Origin of the sequence: Pseudomonas sp. R9.37 (genome assembly GCF_963878885.1) — a bacterium.
GTDB lineage: Bacteria > Pseudomonadota > Gammaproteobacteria > Pseudomonadales > Pseudomonadaceae > Aquipseudomonas.
Genome location: NZ_CAWNZA010000011.1, coordinates 39,171 through 60,068 on the forward strand (window position 1 = coordinate 39,171; position 20,898 = coordinate 60,068).

Annotated in this window: 17 protein-coding genes and 1 tRNA gene; 15 read left to right on the plus strand and 3 right to left on the minus strand. The window is 59.9% G+C overall.

Translation table 11 applies throughout. The features are described from left to right. The first annotated feature begins 134 nt into the window (after positions 1-134). The 7 genes from apaG to AACU78_RS06880 all read left to right on the plus strand — a co-directional run bounded on the left by apaG (position 135) and on the right by AACU78_RS06880 (position 8,149). Positions 135-515 (plus strand): Co2+/Mg2+ efflux protein ApaG, encoded by a 381-nt coding sequence (gene apaG, locus AACU78_RS06850; protein WP_106575521.1) that lies wholly within the window; start codon positions 135-137, stop codon positions 513-515. Next, positions 515-1,363 carry a symmetrical bis(5'-nucleosyl)-tetraphosphatase gene (locus AACU78_RS06855; protein WP_106575522.1) on the plus strand — a complete coding sequence of 283 codons (849 nt, stop codon included), beginning with the start codon at positions 515-517 and terminating at the stop codon, positions 1,361-1,363. The genes apaG and AACU78_RS06855 overlap by 1 nt, the downstream gene beginning before the upstream one ends. A 9-nt stretch (positions 1,364-1,372) precedes the next feature. After that, positions 1,373-1,702 carry a thiosulfate sulfurtransferase GlpE gene (gene glpE, locus AACU78_RS06860; protein ID WP_106575523.1) on the plus strand — a complete coding sequence of 110 codons (330 nt, stop codon included), beginning with the start codon at positions 1,373-1,375 and terminating at the stop codon, positions 1,700-1,702. 285 nt (positions 1,703-1,987) lie between these two features. Continuing rightward, positions 1,988-3,910 (plus strand): PrkA family serine protein kinase, encoded by a 1,923-nt coding sequence (locus tag AACU78_RS06865; protein ID WP_003194732.1) that lies wholly within the window; start codon positions 1,988-1,990, stop codon positions 3,908-3,910. Positions 3,911-4,023: 113 nt separating this feature from the next. Beyond that, entirely contained in the window at positions 4,024-5,295 is a 1,272-nt protein-coding gene (locus AACU78_RS06870; protein WP_106575524.1) for a YeaH/YhbH family protein, read from the plus strand. Then, positions 5,292-6,857 (plus strand): SpoVR family protein, encoded by a 1,566-nt coding sequence (locus AACU78_RS06875; RefSeq protein ID WP_106575525.1) that lies wholly within the window; start codon positions 5,292-5,294, stop codon positions 6,855-6,857. Before AACU78_RS06870 ends, AACU78_RS06875 begins: the two co-directional genes overlap by 4 nt. A gap of 62 nt (positions 6,858-6,919) precedes the next feature. Further along, the gene (locus AACU78_RS06880; protein WP_106575526.1) at positions 6,920-8,149 is read left to right on the plus strand and encodes a multifunctional CCA addition/repair protein; all 1,230 of its coding nucleotides are present in this window, start codon (positions 6,920-6,922) and stop codon (positions 8,147-8,149) included. A 187-nt stretch (positions 8,150-8,336) separates the two neighbouring features. Here the strand turns inward: AACU78_RS06880 and folK are convergent, their stop codons facing one another. Both folK and folB read right to left on the minus strand, forming a co-directional pair. Beyond that, positions 8,337-8,855 (minus strand): 2-amino-4-hydroxy-6-hydroxymethyldihydropteridine diphosphokinase, encoded by a 519-nt coding sequence (folK, locus tag AACU78_RS06885; protein WP_106575527.1) that lies wholly within the window; start codon positions 8,853-8,855, stop codon positions 8,337-8,339. Next, positions 8,846-9,199 (minus strand): dihydroneopterin aldolase, encoded by a 354-nt coding sequence (gene folB, locus AACU78_RS06890; protein WP_106575528.1) that lies wholly within the window; start codon positions 9,197-9,199, stop codon positions 8,846-8,848. Before folB ends, folK begins: the two co-directional genes overlap by 10 nt. A 72-nt stretch (positions 9,200-9,271) precedes the next feature. Here folB and plsY point away from each other — a divergent pair, with 72 nt between their 5' ends. Further along, on the plus strand, positions 9,272-9,841 hold the full coding sequence (plsY, locus tag AACU78_RS06895) for a glycerol-3-phosphate 1-O-acyltransferase PlsY (RefSeq protein WP_106575529.1): 570 nt from the start codon (positions 9,272-9,274) through the stop codon (positions 9,839-9,841). Positions 9,842-9,873: 32 nt separating this feature from the next. On the opposite strand, the gene tsaD is transcribed toward plsY, so the two are convergent. Continuing rightward, positions 9,874-10,899, minus strand: coding sequence for a tRNA (adenosine(37)-N6)-threonylcarbamoyltransferase complex transferase subunit TsaD (gene tsaD, locus AACU78_RS06900; RefSeq protein ID WP_106575530.1), 1,026 nt, complete (start codon positions 10,897-10,899; stop codon positions 9,874-9,876). Between the two features lie 203 nt (positions 10,900-11,102). On the opposite strand from tsaD, the gene rpsU reads away from it, so the two are divergent. From rpsU to AACU78_RS06935, 7 genes are all read left to right on the plus strand, one after another. Continuing rightward, positions 11,103-11,318, plus strand: coding sequence for a 30S ribosomal protein S21 (gene rpsU, locus AACU78_RS06905; RefSeq protein WP_002551877.1), 216 nt, complete (start codon positions 11,103-11,105; stop codon positions 11,316-11,318). A gap of 443 nt (positions 11,319-11,761) precedes the next feature. Then, positions 11,762-13,732, plus strand: a complete 1,971-nt coding sequence (gene dnaG / locus AACU78_RS06910; RefSeq protein ID WP_106575531.1) for a DNA primase — start codon at positions 11,762-11,764, stop codon at positions 13,730-13,732. Positions 13,733-13,799: 67 nt separating this feature from the next. Next, positions 13,800-15,650: an RNA polymerase sigma factor RpoD gene (gene rpoD, locus AACU78_RS06915; protein WP_106575532.1), complete on the plus strand. Its 1,851-nt coding sequence runs from the start codon at positions 13,800-13,802 to the stop codon at positions 15,648-15,650. A gap of 135 nt (positions 15,651-15,785) precedes the next feature. Then, the gene (locus AACU78_RS06920; protein ID WP_106575533.1) at positions 15,786-19,529 is read left to right on the plus strand and encodes an EAL domain-containing protein; all 3,744 of its coding nucleotides are present in this window, start codon (positions 15,786-15,788) and stop codon (positions 19,527-19,529) included. Between the two features lie 17 nt (positions 19,530-19,546). Further along, positions 19,547-19,623, plus strand: a tRNA-Ile gene (locus AACU78_RS06925). A gap of 163 nt (positions 19,624-19,786) precedes the next feature. Continuing rightward, on the plus strand, positions 19,787-20,308 hold the full coding sequence (locus AACU78_RS06930; RefSeq protein ID WP_106576068.1) for a cupin domain-containing protein: 522 nt from the start codon (positions 19,787-19,789) through the stop codon (positions 20,306-20,308). A gap of 79 nt (positions 20,309-20,387) precedes the next feature. Beyond that, positions 20,388-20,834: an Lrp/AsnC family transcriptional regulator gene (locus AACU78_RS06935; protein ID WP_106575534.1), complete on the plus strand. Its 447-nt coding sequence runs from the start codon at positions 20,388-20,390 to the stop codon at positions 20,832-20,834. Positions 20,835-20,898 lie beyond the last annotated feature (64 nt).

The window sequence follows — 20,898 nt, forward strand, 5'->3', positions numbered from 1 at the left end:
CGTTCCCACATTTGCTCAGCGTTATACCGATAACGCTTGCCGGCTGCCCGACTCATGTCTGGCCTAGTGCCCTCCTCATGGCCTAGACTGATCCGCATCTGCTGTCCTCCGCTTTTGCTTTTAAGGCCTCTTGCATGTCCGATCCTCGCTACCAGATCGACGTCAGCGTCGTCACCCGCTTCCTGGCGGACCAATCGCAACCCGAACACAACCGTTTCGCCTTTGCCTACACCATCACGGTGAAGAACAACGGGCAGGTGCCGGCCAAGCTGCTGTCGCGCCACTGGGTGATCACCGACGGTGACGGCCAGGTCGAGGAAGTGCGCGGCGCCGGCGTGGTTGGCCAGCAACCGTTGATCGACATCGGCGCCAGCCATACGTATAGCAGTGGCACGGTGATGACCTCCAAAGTCGGCACCATGCAGGGCACTTATCAGATGAAAGCCACTGACGGCAAACTGTTCGACGCTGTCATCGCGCCCTTCCGCCTCGCCGTGCCGGGAGCCCTGCACTGATGACGACGTACGCGGTCGGCGACCTGCAAGGCTGCCTGGAACCCCTCAAGTGCTTGCTGGAGCGAGTTGCCTTCAACCCGGCGAGCGACCGCCTGTGGTTAGTGGGTGACCTGGTCAATCGTGGGCCCGAATCCCTGCAAACCCTGCGCTACTTATATAGCCTGCGTGATTCCCTGGTCTGCGTCCTGGGCAACCACGACCTGCACCTGCTGGCGGCCGGCAATAACATCGAGCGCTTGAAAAAAGGCGACACGCTGCGCGAGATCCTCGAAGCGCCGGATCGCACAGAGCTGCTGGAGTGGCTGCGTCGGCAAAAGCTCATGCATTACGACGAAGGCCGCAACATGGCTTTGGTCCATGCGGGCATCCCGCCCCAGTGGACGGTGAAAAAAGCCCTCAAGTGCGCCGCCGAAGTCGAGAACGCCCTGGCCGATGACAACCTCTACACCGCCTTTCTTGACGGCATGTACGGCAATGAGCCGGTCAAGTGGGACAACGACCTTACCGGCGTGGCCCGCCTGCGCGTGATCACCAACTACTTCACCCGCATGCGCTTTTGCACCGCCGAAGGCAAGCTGGACCTCAAGAGCAAGGAAGGCGCCGACACCGCCCTGCCCGGCTACAAACCCTGGTTCGCCCACAAGGAGCGCAAGACCCGTGACACGAAGATCATCTTCGGCCACTGGGCGGCCCTGGAAGGCAAATGCGATGAACCCGGCGTGTTCGCCCTCGACACCGGCTGCGTGTGGGGCGGCGCCATGACCCTGATGAACATCGACACCGGCCAGCGCCTGAGCTGCCAGTGCGAATCCCCCCTTTCTGTGACACAGCCGGCCGCCAAGCCATAGGAGCCCGCCATGAGCGAATTCAAACGTATCCCTCCCGAACAAGCCCAGGCGCTGCGCGAGCAAGGCGCGGTGGTGGTCGACATCCGCGATCAGCCGACGTATGCCGCCGCGCACATCAGCGGTGCGCAACATTTGGATAACACCAACATTGCCGACTTCATCCGTGCCGCCGACCTCGACGCGCCGGTGATCGTCGCCTGCTACCACGGCAACTCCAGCCAGAGCGCGGCCGCCTACCTGATCAGCCAGGGGTTCTCTGACGTGTATAGCCTGGACGGGGGCTTTGAGCTGTGGCGTGCGACCTATCCTGCAGAAATTGCCTCAGGCGATTCGCAATAATTTTTTTCACACCCCGCTACCCCGCGTGACGCTTGGGCTCGCGCCGTTTCTGACGAACGGCGCAGCCAAACTAATTACGTATCCCACCTTGACCTCCCGGATTCCGAACTATCCTTAAGCGCAGGCCATCCGAATCAGGGGAGAGCCGGTACACCGGCGTGCGGGTCATCGGTAGCGTTTCAGGGTGTTTGGGGGGAAAACGGCCATTGGTTGATCACCAATGGCTGCCAGCATCGACTGATTGACCCGGCGTCGGCTCCACGTATCGAGCGAGGTGACGACGTCATGAGTATCTTTAGCCACTTCCAACAACGCTTCGCGTCCACACAGCAGGAAGAACTCACGCTGCAAGAGTATCTCGAGCTGTGCAAACAGGACCGCAGTACCTACGCGTCTGCCGCAGAACGTCTGCTATTGGCGATTGGTGAGCCGGAGCTGGTGGAAACCGCGAATAATTCGCGCCTGTCGCGAATATTTTCCAACAAGGTGATCCGCCGCTATCCGGCCTTTGAAGACTTCCACGGCATGGAAGAATGCATCGACCAGATCGTCTCCTACTTCCGCCACGCCGCCCAAGGGCTGGAAGAGAAGAAACAAATCCTCTACCTGCTCGGCCCCGTCGGCGGCGGTAAGTCGTCTCTGGCTGAAAAGCTCAAACAGCTGATCGAGAAGGTGCCCTTCTACGCGATCAAGGGTTCGCCGGTCTTCGAGTCGCCTCTGGGCCTGTTCAACGCCACGGAAGATGGCGCGATCCTCGAAGAAGACTTTGGCATTCCACGGCGCTACCTCAACACCATCATGTCGCCCTGGGCCACCAAGCGCCTGGCCGAGTTTGGCGGTGACATCAGCCAGTTCCGCGTGGTGAAACTCTACCCGTCGATCCTCAACCAGATCGGCGTGGCAAAAACCGAACCGGGCGATGAGAACAACCAGGACATCTCGGCGCTGGTGGGTAAGGTCGATATCCGCAAACTCGAAGAATTCCCGCAGAACGATGCCGACGCCTATAGCTACTCGGGCGCGCTGTGCCGGGCCAACCAGGGCCTGATGGAATTCGTGGAGATGTTCAAGGCGCCGATCAAGGTGCTGCACCCACTGCTGACCGCCACCCAGGAAGGCAACTACAACAGTACCGAAGGCTTGGGCGCGATTCCGTTCACCGGGATTCTGCTGGCCCACTCCAACGAATCGGAATGGCATACCTTCCGCAACAACAAGAACAACGAAGCCTTCATCGACCGGATCTACATCGTCAAGGTGCCCTACTGCCTGCGCGTCAGCGATGAGATCAAGATCTACGACAAGCTGTTGTTCAACAGCTCGCTGGCCAAGGCGCATTGCGCGCCCGATACCTTGAAGATGCTCGCCCAGTTCACCGTGCTGTCGCGCCTCAAGGAGCCCGAGAACTCGAATATCTACTCGAAGATGCGCGTCTATGACGGCGAAAACCTCAAGGACACCGACCCCAAGGCCAAGTCGATTCAGGAATACCGCGACACCGCAGGCGTGGACGAGGGCATGAACGGCCTGTCGACACGTTTTGCGTTCAAGATCCTGTCCAAAGTCTTCAACTTCGACCCGCACGAGATCGCCGCCAACCCGGTGCACCTGCTCTACGTGCTGGAACAGCAGATCGAACAGGAGCAATTCCAGGCCGAAACCCGCGAGCGCTACCTGCGCTTCCTCAAGGAATACCTGGCGCCGCGCTATATCGAGTTCATCGGCAAGGAAATCCAGACCGCCTACCTGGAGTCCTACAGCGAATACGGCCAGAACATCTTCGACCGCTACGTGCTGTATGCGGACTTCTGGATTCAGGACCAGGAATACCGCGATCCGGAAACCGGCGAAATCCTCAATCGCGTTGCCCTTAACGAGGAGCTGGAGAAGATCGAAAAACCCGCCGGCATCAGCAATCCGAAGGATTTCCGCAACGAAATCGTCAACTTCGTGCTGCGCGCCCGCGCCAACAACAACGGCAAGAACCCAACCTGGCTCAGCTACGAGAAGCTGCGGGTGGTCATCGAGAAGAAAATGTTCTCGAACACCGAGGATCTGCTGCCGGTCATCAGCTTCAACGCCAAGGCCAGCAAGGAGGACCAGCAAAAACACAACGACTTCGTCACTCGAATGGTCGAGCGTGGCTACACCGACAAACAGGTACGGCTGCTCTCCGAGTGGTACCTGCGGGTTCGTAAATCACAGTAAGGCAGCGACAGGCGTGTACTGCCGGGCCTTTGGCCTGGCAGCTGACCGCTTGTCTCTAAGCTTCCAGCTCGCGGCTTGAAGCTTGTAACGTGAAGCTGCCCGGAGGGCTCCCCATGAGCTATGTGATCGACCGACGCCTCAATGGCAAGAACAAGAGCACGGTAAACCGCCAGCGTTTCCTGCGGCGTTACCGTGACCACATCAAAAAGGCCGTTGAAGAGGCCGTCAGCCGCCGCTCCATCACCGACATGGAGCATGGCGAGCAAATCAGTATTCCCGGACGCGACATTGACGAACCGGTGCTGCACCACGGTCGCGGCGGCAAACAGACCGTCGTGCACCCGGGCAACAAGGAGTTCACCACCGGCGAACATATCCAGCGCCCCCAAGGCGGTGGCGGCGGTAAAGGCCCAGGCAAGGCGGGCAATTCCGGCGAAGGCATGGACGAGTTTGTGTTCCAGATCACCCAGGAGGAATTCCTGGAGTTCATGTTCGAAGACTTGGAGCTGCCCAACCTGGTCAAACGCAACCTGACTGGCACCGACACCTTCAAGACCGTTCGCGCCGGCATCAGCAACGAAGGCAACCCGTCCAGGATCAACATCATCCGCACCTTGCGCTCGGCCCATGCCCGGCGTATCGCGCTGTCAGGCAGCAGCCGCGCCAAATTGAAACAAGCGAAGGAAGAGTTGGCGCGCTTAAAACGTGAAGAACCGGACAACTTCGGCGATATCCAGGCCATCGAGGCAGAAATAGAGAAACTCAGCGCGCGCATTCACCGCGTGCCGTTCCTCGACACCTTCGACTTGAAATACAACCTGCTGGTCAAACAACCCAACCCCAGCTCCAAGGCCGTGATGTTTTGCCTGATGGACGTGTCCGGTTCGATGACCCAGGCGACCAAGGACATCGCCAAGCGCTTTTTCATCCTGCTGTACCTGTTTCTCAAGCGGAACTACGACAAGATCGACGTGGTGTTCATCCGCCATCACACCAGCGCCCGGGAAGTGGATGAAGAAGAGTTTTTCTACTCGCGGGAAACCGGCGGCACCATCGTGTCCAGTGCGTTGAAGTTGATGCAGGAGATCATGGCAGAGCGCTATCCGGCCAATGAATGGAATATCTACGCGGCTCAGGCGTCCGACGGCGACAACTGGAACGACGACTCGCCGATCTGCCGCGATATTTTGATCAACCAGATCATGCCGTTTGTGCAGTACTACACGTACGTCGAAATTACTCCCCGTGAGCACCAAGCCCTGTGGTTCGAATATGAGCGTATCGGTGAAGCCTTTGCCGACACTTTCGCCCAGCAGCAATTGGTCTCGGCCGGCGATATCTACCCGGTCTTCCGTGAACTCTTCCAGCGCAGGTTAGTGACATGACCGCCAAAAAAGAGCATAAGCGCCAACCCATTTCCACCGGCTCCGAGTGGACCTTTGAACTGATCCAGGCCTATGACCGGGAAATCAGCCGTATCGCGGCGGGTTATGCCCTGGACACCTACCCCAACCAGATCGAAGTGATTACCGCCGAACAGATGATGGATGCCTACGCCTCAGTCGGCATGCCCTTGGGTTATCACCATTGGTCCTACGGCAAACACTTCCTGAGTACGGAGAAGTCCTACACACGCGGCCAGATGGGCCTGGCCTACGAGATCGTCATCAACTCCGACCCGTGCATCGCCTACCTGATGGAAGAAAACACCATCTGCATGCAGGCGTTGGTAGTTGCCCATGCGTGCTACGGGCACAACAGCTTTTTCAAGGGCAATTACCTGTTCCGCACCTGGACCGATGCCAGTTCGATCATCGATTACCTGGTGTTTGCCAAGCAGTACATCATGCAATGCGAGGAGCGCCACGGCATCGACGCGGTTGAGGACCTGCTCGACTCCTGCCATGCGCTGATGAACTACGGCGTTGACCGCTACAAACGCCCGTACCCGATTTCTGCCGAGGAAGAGCGCCTGCGCCAGAAGGAGCGCGAGGAGCACCTGCAGAAGCAGATCAACGACTTGTGGCGCACCATTCCGAAGAAAACCGGGAAAAACAGCGATAAAGACAATGCACGCTTCCCCGCCGAACCTCAGGAAAACATCCTGTATTTCCTGGAAAAACACGCGCCGCTGCTGGAGCCGTGGCAGCGCGAAATCGTGCGTATTGTGCGCAAAATCGCCCAATATTTTTATCCACAGCGCCAGACCCAGGTGATGAACGAAGGCTGGGCGACGTTCTGGCACTACACCTTGATGAATGACCTGTACGACGAAGGCCTGGTCACTGACGGCTTCATGATGGAGTTCCTCACTTCCCATACCAGCGTGGTGTTCCAACCCGGCTTCGACAGCCCGTACTACAGCGGCATCAACCCCTATGCGCTGGGCTTTGCCATGTACCGCGACATCCGGCGCATGTGCGAGCACCCCACCGAAGAGGATCGCCGCTGGTTCCCGGAAATCGCCGGCAGCGATTGGTTGTCGACCATCAAGTTCGCCATGAGCAGCTTCAAGGACGAGAGCTTCATCCTGCAGTACCTGTCCCCCCAGGTGATTCGCGACCTCAAACTGTTCAGCATCATGGACGACGACCTCAAGGACGACCTGCTGGTGCCGGCCATTCACGACGAGCCCGGCTACCGCACCATCCGCGAGACATTGGCGGCGCAATACAACCTGGGCAACCGCGAGCCTAACGTGCAGATCTACAGCATCGATGTGCGCGGCGACCGCTCGCTGACCCTGCGTCATCAGCAGCACGACCGCAAACCCTTGGGCGAATCCACTGAGGAGGTACTCAAGCACCTGCATCGGTTGTGGGGCTTCGATATTCACCTGGAAACCCTGCAGGGCGACCAGGTGATGAAGACTCACCATGTGCCACCGCGCAGCGATCACAGCGACAACGACTACGGCCGCCTGGACCTGGCCGTCGTTCATCTCTGAACAGCAAAGCCTCCATTGGTCAGGCACAGGCGGTATCCTGTGCCGCTAATGGAGGCTTTTTCATGAAAATCTACACAGTCGGCGGCGCGGTGCGTGATCGTCTGCTCGGCATCGAGGTCACCGACATCGACCGCGTGGTCGTCGGCGCAACCACTGAAGAAATGCTCGCCAAGGGCTACAAGCCGGTGGGTGCTGACTTCCCGGTATTCCTGGACCCGAAAAACGGCGACGAGTATGCCCTGGCCCGCACCGAGCGCAAGAGTGGCCGGGGTTATGGCGGCTTTGTGTTTCATGCCAGCCCCGAGGTCACGCTGGAAGAAGACCTGATTCGTCGCGACCTGACCATCAACGCCATGGCGGAGGACGGTGACGGCAACCTGACCGATCCGTACCACGGCCAGCGCGACCTGCAGGCGCGCATTCTGCGTCACGTTTCCCCGGCGTTCGCCGAAGATCCACTGCGTGTACTGCGTGTTGCGCGCTTCGCAGCGCGTTATGCCCATCTGGGTTTCACGGTAGCGCCTGAGACGCTTGGCCTGATGCGCCAACTCAGCGAGTCCGGCGAATTGGAAGCCCTGACGCCCGAGCGTAGCTGGAAGGAAATTTCCCGGGCCTTGATGGAAGATCAACCTCAGGTGTTCATCCAGGTGCTGCGCGACTGCCATGCGCTGAAAACCCTGATGCCGGAAGTGGACGCGTTGTTCGGCGTGCCGCAGCCTGAGGCCCATCACCCCGAGATCGACACTGGCCTGCACACCTTGAGCGTGCTGGAACAGGCCGCCCTGCACAAACAACCCCTCACCGTGCGCTGGGCCTGCCTGCTGCATGACGTGGGAAAGGGCCTGACGGCTGTGGATAAGTTGCCGCAGCATATTGCTCATGAACAGACAGGCTTGAAGCTGATCAAGGCGGTCAACGAACGCTTCAAGGTGCCAAAGGATTGCCAGGAGCTGGCGCTGCTGGTGGGCCAATATCACACTCATGGCCACCGCGCTCTGGAACTCAAGGCCTCGACATTGCTGGAGCTGCTGCAGAGTTTTGACGTGTATCGCCGGCCTCAGCGGTTTGAGGAGTTCGTGGTGAGCTGTGAAATGGATGCACGCGGCCGCAAGGGCCTTGAGCAACGAAGTTATCCACAGGCGGATTATTTGCGCGGCGCGGCCAAGGTTGCGCGCGAAGTCGCGGTGGCGCCCCTGCTGGAGAAAGGCTTCAAGGGACCTGCGCTGGGCGAGGCGCTCAAGCGCGAGCGGCTCACGGCGCTGAAAGCCTACAAGGAACACCACAACGTTTAACGAGCAAGCCTTGTGGCGAGCGGGCTTGCCCCGCACTGGGTTGCACAGCAGCCCCAGTAAAGGCGTTGAAATTTGCTGGTAAAACTCAGCGCCTGTTGTGGGGCTGCTACGCAGCCCGACGCGGGGCAAGCCCGCTCGCCACTGGGATTTGCGAGAGCGTCTACCTTTGAATCCGGGCAGACGGGCGTTACAGGAGATTTTTCGGGGTGAGTGGCTGGTTTTGCCATTCGAACGCGACAGGTGCCAGCACCTGGTCGATCTGCGCATCGCGCCACAGCTCGGCCAATGTCTTGCCCACCTCAGGATGCACGCGCTCCGGCGCCATCAACGACAGCGGCCATAACACAAAAGCGTTTTTGAGGATTTCTGCGCGCGGCAGGATCAAGCCGTCGAAATTCCCGGCTAATTCGCCGTACAACAGCACGTCGATGTCCAACGGTAGCCCTTTGCGGTCCGGTGCATAGCGGCCATTGTCAGCCTCGATGAATTTCAACCGGCGATCCAGCTCCATCAACGGCAAGTCGGTATAGGCCGACACCACCAGGTTGAAAAACGGTCCGCTTTTGATCCCCACCGGCTGGCTTTCGAACACAGGTGAGCAGCGCACATCCGTCAAGAAGCTCGCCAATGCATCCAGGCCGGCGCGCAGATGGCGCTCGCGCTCGATATTGCTGCCAAGACCAAGGTAAACCTGAGTTAGCGACATCCGCGCTCGATCTCCACGCCCACGCCTTTGGCTGCCGGCACGGCACCCGGCTTGGTCAGCTTGAGGCGCAACCAGGGAATCTGGAATTCGCTCATCAACACTTCAGCCAGGCGTTCGGCGAAGGTTTCTACCAGCTGGTACTGGGACTGCTCGGCAAAGGCCTGAATACGCGCGGACACGCTGGCGTAATCGAGCGCCAGGGTCAGGTCGTCGCCCGCGGCGGCAGGGCGATTGTCCCAGGCGAAACTCAGGTCCAGGCGCAGGCATTGCTTGATGCCGCGCTCCCAGTCGTAGGCCCCGATCACGGTGTCGACTTCCAGGCCTTCGATAAACACTCTGTCCAAGCTCTTCTCCGCAGCACGACAAGGGCGCGTTGCCCCGTTAGAATCAGGGCGTCCTCGCCCGGAATAGTTAGCATGTTTTGGTCACTGGCGATTCTCGCCTACCTGCTCGGCTCGCTGTCCTTCGCCATTTTGCTCAGCCGCCTGACGGGAAATCCCGATCCGCGAATGAGTGGCTCAGGCAATGCCGGTGCCACCAACATGTTGCGCCTGGCCGGCAAAAAACTCGCCGTGCTGACGCTGCTGGGCGATATCTGCAAGGGCCTGTTGCCCGTACTCATCGCCAGCCTCGCCGGCCTCACCCTGCAACAGCAGGCCTGGGTGGGCGTGTGCGCTGTCCTCGGCCATCTGTTTCCGCTGTACTTCCGCTTTCGCGGCGGCAAGGGTGTCGCCACGGCGGCCGGCATGCTGCTGGGGGTTTACCCTCCAGCGGCGCTGCTGGCGGTGCTGGCCTGGCTGTTGACGTTCTACCTGACCCGCACCAGCTCGCTGGCCGCACTGATCGCCACGCCGCTCACCCTGCCATTGCTGGCCTGGCAGGCGCCTGCAGCGCTGTTGCCGATGAGCGTGCTGACGCTGCTGATCGTCTGGCGCCACCGCGGCAATTTACGCGACCTGTTTGCCGGGCGCGAACGGCATTTTTAAATACGTTCGATGAGCCCGGCTCACGTGAGCCCTTACAGCGGTGAAAGTTGCTCCATCGGCCAGCGTGCCTGCACGCTGATCGCCAGGCTTTCATGCTGGCCGGCCTGCAGACGCTGGCAGCCGGCATAGGCGATCATTGCACCGTTGTCGGTGCAGAACTCAGGGCGCGCATAAAACACGTCGCCCTGCATGTCGCCGAGCATTTTTTCCAACGAGGTGCGCAGCGCTTTGTTGGCGCTGACGCCGCCTGCGATCACCAGGCGCTTCATGCCCGCCTGTTTCAGGGCGCGCTTGCACTTGATGGTCAAAGTCTCCACCACGGCCTGCTGGAACGCCAGTGCGATGTCGCAACGGGCTTGCTCACTGTCGTCCCCGGCGCTGACGCTTTGCTGCCAGGTGTTCAGTGCGGAGGTTTTCAAGCCGCTGAAGCTGAACATCAAGCCCGGGCGATCGCACATCGGACGCGGGAAGGTGTAACGGCCCGGCACGCCTTTTTCGGCAAGACGCGCGATTTCCGGACCGCCGGGATAATTGAGGCCCATCATCTTCGCCGTCTTGTCGAACGCTTCACCGGCGGCATCGTCCAGAGACTCACCCAGCAGCGTGTATTGGCCAATCGCATCGACCTGAACCAGCTGCGTATGCCCACCCGAAACCAACAAAGCGACGAACGGGAACTGTGGCGGTGTTTTTTCCAGCATGGGCGCCAGTAAATGGCCTTCCATGTGGTGCACGCCGAGGGCCGGAATGCCCCAGGCGAACGCCAGCGCCTGGGCGCAAGAAGCCCCAACCAGCAGGGCTCCGACCAATCCGGGGCCGGCGGTGTAGGCAATCGCGTCGATCTCGGTCGGCACGCAGCCGGCCTCGTCCAGCACCTGGCGAATCAACGGCAGCATGCGCTTGACGTGATCGCGGCTGGCGAGCTCCGGCACCACCCCGCCATAGGCGCGGTGCAGGTCGATCTGGCTGAACAGTGCATCGGCCAAAAGCCCGCGTTCACTGTCGTAAAGTGCGACACCGGTTTCGTCGCAGGAGGTTTCAAGTCCCAGTACTAGCATGGGTTTGCGCCTTGTAGAGGCTGAATTCGAAGGCGCGCATAATAGTCGCCACTCCCCCTCCCGACTAGCGGTTTTCGATCAGAGGCTTTGCATTCCGGGCAATGAGGGGTTAACATCCGCAACCCTTAAAAACCGACGACCTCAGCCGCGAATTTTTTGCGACGAGAACGTTGATTCCCGGTAATGAAAGAAGGTAGCTCTGGATGCCAGCCGTCAAAGTAAAAGAGAACGAACCCTTCGACGTAGCTCTGCGTCGTTTCAAGCGCTCCTGCGAAAAAGCCGGTGTTCTGGCTGAAGTTCGTAGCCGCGAATTTTATGAGAAGCCAACTTCTGAGCGTAAGCGCAAAGCAGCAGCCGCTGTTAAGCGTCACGCTAAGAAAGTTCAGCGCGAGCAGCGCCGCGCCGTTCGTCTGTACTAATACACAGACTTACGTAGCAAGCTTCTGCCAAGCCCGGCCCTCAGCCGGGCTATTGGCATTTGCGGATATCGCTTGATGCTTCACCGTCGACGCCGCACACGCGACCGAGACACTGCTTCACACGTCAGGACTGGCTCTTTTGCCAGCGGTGCGCGTCTCTTCTGACGAGCCTAACAAGGCTACTGACGAGCACACTCATTCTTCAAACAGACGATCAACTGTGTCGGCTGTGCCCAACGATGCGTTTCCGAGGCCCGCCATTGGCCAACACCGGACGCCCGGGCAACATTTCCAGGCCGAACACTGATAGAAATTAACGTCAGTGAATGTTCGGCAGATACACTCCCTGACAGCCCAACCAGACGACAGTTGATCGAGCCGCACAATGTGTGCGCCTGAGCACTTCGCGGGCCTCATTGATACGCAGTGATGACGAGAACGCCATGGCCGGGCTAATTCCCCAGAGCTTTATTGACGACCTTCTGAACCGCACCGACATCGTCGATGTTGTCAGCTCGCGCGTGCAACTGAAAAAGGCCGGCAAAAACTACACCGCCTGCTGCCCGTTCCACAAAGAAAAGACCCCCTCGTTCAGCGTCAGCCCCGACAAGCAGTTCTACTACTGCTTCGGCTGCGGCGCGGGCGGCAATGCCCTCGGCTTTCTCATGGACCACGACAACCTGGACTTCCCCCAGGCTATCGAGGACCTGGCCAAAGCCGCCGGCATGGAAATCCCCCGCGAAGAAAGTGGCCGCCCGCACAAACCGCGGCAACCCACCGACTCGCCGCTGTACCCGCTGCTGACGGCCGCTGCCGACTTCTACCGTCAGGCGCTCAAAAGCCATCCGCAGCGCAAGGCCGCTGTCGAATACCTCAAGGGGCGCGGCCTCACCGGTGAAATTGCCCGAGACTTCGGCCTCGGTTTCGCGCCGCCAGGCTGGGACAACCTCTATAAGCACCTGAGCAGCGACACCCTGCAGCAGAAAGCCATGATCGACGCCGGCCTGCTGGTGGAAAACGCCGAGACCGGCAAGCGCTATGACCGCTTCCGCGACCGCGTGATGTTTCCGATCCGCGACAGCCGTGGCCGGATCATCGCGTTCGGCGGCCGCGTGCTCGGCGACGACAAACCCAAGTACCTGAACTCCCCGGAAACCCCGGTGTTTCACAAGGGCCAGGAACTCTACGGCCTGTTCGAAGCGCGTAAAAACAACCGCAACCTCGATGAAATCATCGTGGTTGAGGGCTACATGGACGTGATCGCCCTCGCCCAGCAAGGACTGCGCAATGCCGTGGCCACCCTGGGCACCGCCACCAGCGAAGAACACATGAAGCGCCTGTTTCGCGTGGTGCCCAGCGTGCTGTTCTGCTTCGACGGCGACCAGGCCGGCCGCAACGCCGCCTGGCGCGCGCTCGAGGCCACGCTGTCGAGCCTGCAGGATGGCCGCCGTGCGCGCTTTCTGTTTCTGCCGGAAGGTGAAGACCCGGACACCCTGGTGCGCTCCGAAGGCACCGACGCGTTCCGCGCGCGCATCAATCAACATGCGCAGCCACTGGCGGACTATTTCTTCCAGCAGTTGACCGAAGAAGCCGACCCGCGCTCCCTTGAAGGCAAGGCCCACATGGCCACGCTCGCGGCGCCGTTGATCGACAAAGTGCCGGGCGCCAACCTGAAATCACTGATGCGCATGCGCCTGCTGGAAATCACCGGCTTGAGTGGCGAGGCCGTCAGCCAGCTGGTGCACAACGCACCGCAAGACGCGCCGCCGGCTTACGACCCAGGCATGGATTACGACGCCATGCCGGATTACTCGGACTTTCACCAACCGCAGGAGGGCTACGCGCCCCAGCAGGAGTGGACACCGAAGAAACCCGGCGCCGGCGGCAAGAAATGGGACAAGAAACCCTGGAGCAAGAACGGTAAGCGCGGTGATCGCGATGAGGCCTACGCGCCACGCACGCCGGTGGCGGTGGAAGCCCCGACGCTTATTGCGTTGCGCACGCTGATCCACTACCCGCAATTGGCGAAGAAAGTTGAGAGCGCCGATCATTTTGCCAACGAGAGCAACACGTACGCTCAGGTACTGATCGCCTTGATCGAGGCGGTACAGAAAAATCCTAAGCTAAACTCAATTCAGTTGATGGCTCGCTGGCATGGCACCGAACAAGGCCGCCTCTTGAAAGCACTCGCAGAAAAGGAGTGGCTTATTGACGGCGATAACCTTGAACAACAGTTTTTAGACACCATTACTAGGTTATCCGCGGGTCAGCACACGCAGACCCTCGATGAACTCATCAAGAGAGCAAGGCAGCCGGGATTATCGGCTGAAGAGCAGATTCAGATAGCAAAACAGATGCGCGACCTCTTAAAACAGAATGTTTCCGCATCAAACCCGACCTCAGCTGGCGTGTGAGGTCATAGCTCGGGTATAATCCTCGGCTTGTTTTTTGCCCGCCAAGACCTTCAGTGGATAGGGTGTTATGTCCGGAAAAGCGCAACAGCAGTCTCGTATCAAAGAGTTGATCACACTGGGTCGTGAGCAGGGTTACCTGACTTACGCCGAGGTCAACGACCACCTGCCTGAGGATATTTCAGATCCAGAGCAGGTGGAAGACATCATCCGCATGATTAACGACATGGGGATCAACGTATTCGAAACTGCGCCAGATAAGGATTCCCTTATGCTGGCCGACGCCGATACTGACGAGGCCGCGGCCGAAGAGGCAGCAGCAGCGTTGGCAGCAGTGGAGACCGATATCGGTCGCACGACGGACCCTGTGCGCATGTACATGCGTGAAATGGGTACGGTCGAGTTGCTGACACGCGAAGGCGAAATTGAAATCGCCAAGCGTATCGAAGAGGGCATCCGTGAAGTGATGGGCGCAATTGCGCACTTCCCTGGCACGGTTGACCACATTCTCTCCGAGTACACCCGCGTTACCACCGAAGGTGGCCGCCTGTCCGACGTTCTGAGCGGTTATATCGACCCGGACGATGGCATTGCGCCGCCTGCTGCCGAAGTACCGCCGCCTGTCGATGCGAAAGCCGCGAAAGCCGACGACGATTCCGAAGACGACGATGCTGAAGCCAGCAGCGACGACGAAGATGAAGTTGAAAGCGGTCCGGACCCGATCATCGCTGCCCAGCGTTTCGGTGCGGTTTCCGATCAAATGGAAATCACCCGCAAGGCCCTGAAAAAGCACGGTCGTGGCAACAAGCAGGCCATTGCCGAGCTGATCGCCCTGGCTGAGCTGTTCATGCCGATCAAGCTGGTGCCGAAGCAATTCGAAGGCCTGGTTGAGCGTGTTCGCAGTGCCCTTGAGCGTCTGCGTGCCCAAGAGCGCGCAATCATGCAGCTGTGCGTACGTGATGCGCGCATGCCGCGTGCTGACTTCCTGCGCCAGTTCCCGGGCAACGAAGTTGACGAAAGCTGGACCGACGCACTGGCCAAAGGCAAGGCGAAATACGCCGAAGCCATTGGTCGTCTGCAGCCCGATATCATCCGTTGCCAGCAGAAGCTGACTGCGCTTGAGACTGAAACCGGTCTGACGATTGCCGAAATCAAGGACATCAACCGTCGCATGTCGATCGGTGAGGCCAAAGCCCGCCGCGCGAAGAAAGAGATGGTTGAAGCGAACTTGCGTCTGGTGATCTCCATCGCCAAAAAGTACACCAACCGTGGCCTGCAATTCCTCGATCTGATCCAGGAAGGCAACATCGGCTTGATGAAGGCTGTGGACAAGTTCGAATACCGTCGCGGCTACAAGTTCTCGACTTATGCCACCTGGTGGATCCGTCAGGCGATCACTCGCTCGATCGCCGACCAGGCCCGCACCATCCGTATTCCGGTGCACATGATCGAGACGATCAACAAGCTCAACCGTATTTCCCGGCAGATGTTGCAGGAAATGGGTCGCGAACCGACCCCGGAAGAGCTGGGCGAACGCATGGAAATGCCTGAGGATAAAATCCGCAAGGTATTGAAGATCGCTAAAGAGCCGATCTCCATGGAAACGCCGATTGGTGATGACGAAGACTCCCATCTGGGTGACTTCATCGAAGACTCGACCATGCAGTCGCCAATCGATGTCGCCACTGTTGAGAGCCTGAAAGAAGCGACTCGCGACGTACTGTCCGGCCTCACTGCCCGTGAAGCCAAGGTACTGCGCATGCGTTTCGGCATCGACATGAATACCGACCACACCCTTGAGGAAGTCGGTAAGCAGTTTGACGTGACCCGTGAGCGGATCCGTCAGATCGAAGCCAAGGCACTGCGCAAGCTGCGCCACCCGACGCGAAGCGAGCATCTGCGCTCCTTCCTCGACGAGTGATACCAGAACCCCCGGCCCAGGCCGGGGGTTTTGCTTTGTGCAGATCACTTTCTACAGATTAACTGCCGCGCAACACCCCTCCCCCGCAATGCCCGTCTACACTCGAAACATTCCCCGTGCCATAACGAGACCGTTATGCCCAGACTGCCGACCGTGATACTGCTGTCGCTGCTCACCTGGACCGCAACGGCTGGCGCGTTGACTCTCACCGATGAAGAGCGTGGCTGGCTGGCGGACCATCAGGAGCTGCGACTGGGAGTGGACACCTCTTGGCCACCCTTCGAATACCGTGACGAAAATGGTCGTTATCAGGGCCTTGCCGCCGACTATGTACGCCTGATCCAGGACCGCTTGGGCGTCAGGATCAAACTGATCGAGCCCGCCAACTGGACCGCCGTGCTCGAACAGGCCAAAAACAACCAGCTCGACCTGCTGCCCGGCATCATGTCCACCCCGGAGCGCCAGGGTTTCCTGGCCTTCACACGGCCTTATCTGGACTTTCCCATTGTCATCCTCGCCCACGAAGGCGGCGCCAAACCGCGCAACCTCAAGGACCTTTACGGGCTGAAGATCGCCGTGGTGGAAAACTACGCACCTCACGAACTGCTGCGCACCCATCATCCCGACCTCAACCTGGTGGCCATGCCCAACGTCAGCTCGACGCTGCAAGCCCTGGCCACTGATGAAGTGGATGCGGTCGTCGGTGACCTCGCCTCCAGCGTCTGGAGCCTGCGCCAACTCAAACTCGATGGGTTATACGTCAGCGGAGAAACGCCCTACCGCTATCAACTGGCAATGGCCGTACCGCGCGATGAGAAAATGCTGGTGGGTATCCTCGACAAGGTACTCGCCGACCTCAGCTCGGACGAAACCGACGCCATCCAGCAACACTGGGTAGGCAGCTTCACCGATCACCGCACATTCTGGGCCGACCTGCTGATGTACGGCCTGCCAGCCGTGCTGCTGTTGAGTACCGTGCTGGCCATCGTGATTCGGATCAATCGTCGGCTCAGTTCGGAAATATCCCGGCGGGTTGCCCTTGAGCAAGAACTGCGCAGCAGCGAATACCACTACCGCGGCCTGGTGGAGAGCCTGTCCGCCATCGCCTGGGAAGCCAGCATTACAGACTTCACCTACAGCTACGTGTCGCCGCATGCCGAGGACCTGCTCGGCTACCCCCGCGCGCATTGGCTGATTCCAGGGTTCTGGCGCAACATTATCCACCCCGCCGACCTGACCCGCGCCGAGGCCTACTGCTACCGGGAAACCCGTGCCAACCGCGACCACAGCCTCGATTACCGAGTCATCACCGCCGACGGGCGCTGCCTGTGGGTACGCGACATTGTCAGCCTTATCGAGCACGGCCACGAGCCGGTGCTGCGCGGCTTGATGATCGATATCAGCGAAGCCAAGCGCACCGAAGAAGCCCTGCAGCTTTCCGAGCAGAAATTTGCCTCGGTGTTCCAGCAATGTCCGGACATCCTGGTGATTGCGCGGATGTCCGATGGCTGCCTGCTGGAGGTCAACAAGGCGTTCGAAGACCAGATCGGCCTGAGCGCCGAGGACGTGGTGGGCAAGACCGCCACAGAATTGAATATCTGGGGCATTCCGGGCGTCGGGCCCGACCTGCTGCAACGCGTGCAGACCACCAGCATCCGCAACCTCGAGATGTCGTTCCGACGCAGCAATGGCCAGGCGTTTACCGGGCTGATCTCGGCGGAACCGTTCCAACTCGACACCACCGAGGCCTTGGTGGTGGTGGTGCGCGACATCACCCAACTCAAGGAAACCCAGCAACAACTGCAAACCTCGGAAGAGAAATTCGCCAAGGCCTTCCACGCCTCACCCGATGGCCTGCTGCTGAGCCGTCAACGTGACGGGCTGCTGATTGAAGTGAATGAGGGCTTCAGCCGACTTACCGGTTTCACCAGTGTGACCTCGCTCGACCAGTCAACCCTGGACCTGGGCATCTGGGTCGACTTGAACGAGCGCAAGCACATGCTGGAACTGATGCGTCGCGATGGTTTTGTGCGCGATTTCGTCTGCCATATACGCCGCAACGACGGGCAGATTCGCCTCTGCGAAGTGTCCAGTCGGCCGCTGCCCATCGGCGATGAAGATTGCATGCTGACCATTGCGCGAGACATCACCGAACGCCAGTTCATGCAGGAAAAACTGCAACAGGCCGCCACGGTATTCGAGAGCACTGCCGAGGGTGTGTTGATCACCGACACACGGCAGAACATCAGTGCCGTCAACCGCGCGTTCAGCGAAATCACCGGCTACAGCGAAGCCGAAGCCCTCGGCAGCACGCCGCGTCTGCTCGCCTCCGGCCTGCACGACAGCGCCTTCTATGCGGCCATGTGGCACCAGTTGACCGCCCAAGGGCACTGGCAGGGCGAGATTTCCAACCGCCGCAAGAACGGCGAGCTGTACCCCAGTTGGCTGACCATCAGTGCCGTGCGCAACCGTGAGCAATTGATCACCCACTTTGTCGCCGTGTTTGCCGACATCTCCAGCCTCAAGCACGCCCAGGCGCGCCTCGACTACCAGGCACACCATGACCCACTGACCGGATTGCCCAACCGCACCCTGTTCGAAAGCCGGTTGCAGGCCGCACTGAATGGCCAGCAGGAAAGCGGCAACCAAGGCGCCGTGCTGTTTCTCGACCTGGACCGTTTCAAACACATCAATGACAGCCTCGGCCACCCCGTCGGCGACCTGCTGCTCAAGGACATCGCCGTGCGCCTCAAGGAGCAACTGCGCGATGTCGACACCGTGGCACGCCTGGGCGGCGATGAGTTCATCATCCTGCTGCCCGGCCTGCAACACGCCAGCGATGCCGGGCACCTGGCCAATAAGCTGCTGGCCTGCTTCACGCCGCCGTTCCAGGCCGGCGAGCATGAATTCTTTATCAGCGCGAGTATCGGCACCAGCCTGTACCCGCAGGACGGCACTGACGTCGCCACTCTGGTGAAAAACGCCGACGCGGCGATGTACCGCTCCAAGGCCAAGGGCCGCAACCGCGTCGAAAGCTACACCCGTGACCTCACCGCCCAAGCCAACGAGCGCGTGGCCCTGGAACACGAACTGCGCCGCGCCATCGAGCGTGAAGAGTTATTTTTGTATTACCAACCCAAGCTGAGCCTGATCACCCAGGAATTGATCGGCGCCGAAGCCCTGATCCGCTGGCGCCATCCAACCTTTGGCGACGTGCCGCCTGAGCATTTCATCGCCCTCGCCGAAGAAAACGGCATGATCCTGCAGATCGGCGATTGGGTACTGGAACAGGCCTGCCAACAGCTGCACGCCTGGCAAACGGTTTATGAGGGCTTCGGCCCCCTGTCGGTCAACCTTGCCGGCGCACAACTGCGCCACCCAAACCTGCTCGCGCGCATCGAACAGCTGCTGCGCGACTACCGCCTGGAGCCCGGCTGCCTGCAATTGGAGATCACCGAAAACTTCATCATGAGCCAGGCCGAGGAAGCCCTGGAAGTGCTGCACCAACTCAAACGCCTGGGCGTGCAGCTGGCGATTGACGATTTCGGCACCGGCTATTCATCCCTCAGCTACCTCAAGCGCCTGCCGCTGGATTTCCTCAAGATCGACCAGTCCTTCGTGCGCGGCTTGCCCGACGATCCACACGACGCCGCCATCGTGCGCGCCATCATCGCCCTGGGCCACAGCATGCAATTCACCATCATCGCCGAAGGCGTGGAAAACCCCGCGCAACAAGCCTTCCTTGCCGCCGAGGGCTGTGAACAGATGCAAGGCTACATCGTCAGCCTGCCCCTGCCGCCCGAGCTTTTTGCCGAGGCTTTTCTTCATCTGAGCGTTTCAGACTTTTCGGATGGCACAGCAGGGAAACCATCGTTATAATCCGCGACCTGTTACAAGGGCCTATAGCTCAGTTGGTCAGAGCAGAGGACTCATAATCCTTTGGTCCACGGTTCAAGTCCGTGTGGGCCCACCAAACAAAAAAGCCGCGCAATGCGCGGCTTTCGCGTGTCTGGCGTCTGGAAAAGGCGACGCTGGCTCTCACGCAATTGTCTGCAATGAAAGATTTGTTAATTGTCCTCAACTGCTGCGGCACAGACCATGGCCGGCCACTCAACAAGCACGAGGAACCCGGCTCCATGCCACACGCCAACCGTTCACCCCGCGCCTTAGTCCAGTCTATTTTTACCCTCAGCCTGCGCACCGCAGGCGCTCTCGCCATCACCCTCGCAACCCTGGGCAACGCACAGGCAGCATCGCCCGCTCCGGCCACCATCAAGGCGTACAAACTCTGCACCGGCGCAGATAACGCATCGCACGTGCTGGAGGGCACCATCGACCAGAGCATGCGCAACGACGTCACTGCCATTCATTTCAAGACCACCCCGGCGCACGCTTCTTACGATTGGCATAACGATCCCGAGCCGCAGTACGTCATGACCCTCTCCGGCACCCTGGCCTTCGCCACCCGAGGCGGCGAGACGTTCACTCTGCATCCTGGTGAAGTGCTGGTTGCCGAAGACAACACCGGCACCGGCCATCGTTGGAACCTGATCGACGACCAGCCCTGGCGCCGTGGCTACGCAGTGCTCAAGCCTGGCGCGCCGGACTCGTTTATCCCGAACGATCCCGCCGCCGCGAAAGTCTGCAAGGCGCCTTGATCTCGCAGATCACAGCGCTCCAGACGGGCACAAGCCTGTAACATGGCCACCCATTGCCGCCCGCACTGGAGCCCTGCCCTTGCCCGTCCTCGATGAAATCGATCGCCAACTGATCGCCGCCTTGCAGATCAACGCCCGTGAAAGCGTGGCCATGCTCGCCCGGCAGTTGGGCATCGCGCGCACCACGGTGACGTCGCGCCTGGCGCGCCTGGAGAAAACCCAGGTGATTACCGGTTATGGCGTGCGCCTCGGGCAACGTGTGGTCGATGGTGGCTTGCAGGCGTATGTCGGGATCACCGTGCAAGCGCGCTCGGGCAAGGAAGTGTTGCGTCGGTTGAGTGCAATGGCGCAGGTGCAGCAGCTGTGTGCGGTGAGTGGCGAATTTGATTACGTGGCCTGGCTGCGCACCGACTCACCGGAGCAACTGGATCAATTGCTGGACCAGATCGGCAGTGTCGATGGCGTGGAAAAAACCACCACGTCGATCATCCTCAGTAACAAATTGGACCGTGGCCAGCCAGTCTGACCACCTTCTTCGTCACTCTGACTGAAAACAATCCAATACGACGACACTTTGCGTCTTATTAACG

Excerpts from the sequence above, each read along its gene's own strand:
- folK (WP_106575527.1), bottom strand. The coding sequence starts at position 8,855 with ATGTCGCTAACTCAGGTTTACCTTGGTCTTGGCAGCAATATCGAGCGC.
- AACU78_RS06875 (WP_106575525.1), top strand. The coding sequence starts at position 5,292 with ATGACCGCCAAAAAAGAGCATAAGCGCCAACCCATTTCCACCGGCTCC.
- rpsU (WP_002551877.1), top strand. The coding sequence starts at position 11,103 with ATGCCAGCCGTCAAAGTAAAAGAGAACGAACCCTTCGACGTAGCTCTG.
- AACU78_RS06855 (WP_106575522.1), top strand. The coding sequence starts at position 515 with ATGACGACGTACGCGGTCGGCGACCTGCAAGGCTGCCTGGAACCCCTC.
- apaG (WP_106575521.1), top strand. The coding sequence starts at position 135 with ATGTCCGATCCTCGCTACCAGATCGACGTCAGCGTCGTCACCCGCTTC.
- dnaG (WP_106575531.1), top strand. The coding sequence starts at position 11,762 with ATGGCCGGGCTAATTCCCCAGAGCTTTATTGACGACCTTCTGAACCGC.
- AACU78_RS06865 (WP_003194732.1), top strand. The coding sequence starts at position 1,988 with ATGAGTATCTTTAGCCACTTCCAACAACGCTTCGCGTCCACACAGCAG.
- tsaD (WP_106575530.1), bottom strand. The coding sequence starts at position 10,899 with ATGCTAGTACTGGGACTTGAAACCTCCTGCGACGAAACCGGTGTCGCA.
- AACU78_RS06870 (WP_106575524.1), top strand. The coding sequence starts at position 4,024 with ATGAGCTATGTGATCGACCGACGCCTCAATGGCAAGAACAAGAGCACG.
- AACU78_RS06880 (WP_106575526.1), top strand. The coding sequence starts at position 6,920 with ATGAAAATCTACACAGTCGGCGGCGCGGTGCGTGATCGTCTGCTCGGC.
- glpE (WP_106575523.1), top strand. The coding sequence starts at position 1,373 with ATGAGCGAATTCAAACGTATCCCTCCCGAACAAGCCCAGGCGCTGCGC.
- rpoD (WP_106575532.1), top strand. The coding sequence starts at position 13,800 with ATGTCCGGAAAAGCGCAACAGCAGTCTCGTATCAAAGAGTTGATCACA.
- AACU78_RS06930 (WP_106576068.1), top strand. The coding sequence starts at position 19,787 with ATGCCACACGCCAACCGTTCACCCCGCGCCTTAGTCCAGTCTATTTTT.
- plsY (WP_106575529.1), top strand. The coding sequence starts at position 9,272 with ATGTTTTGGTCACTGGCGATTCTCGCCTACCTGCTCGGCTCGCTGTCC.
- AACU78_RS06920 (WP_106575533.1), top strand. The coding sequence starts at position 15,786 with ATGCCCAGACTGCCGACCGTGATACTGCTGTCGCTGCTCACCTGGACC.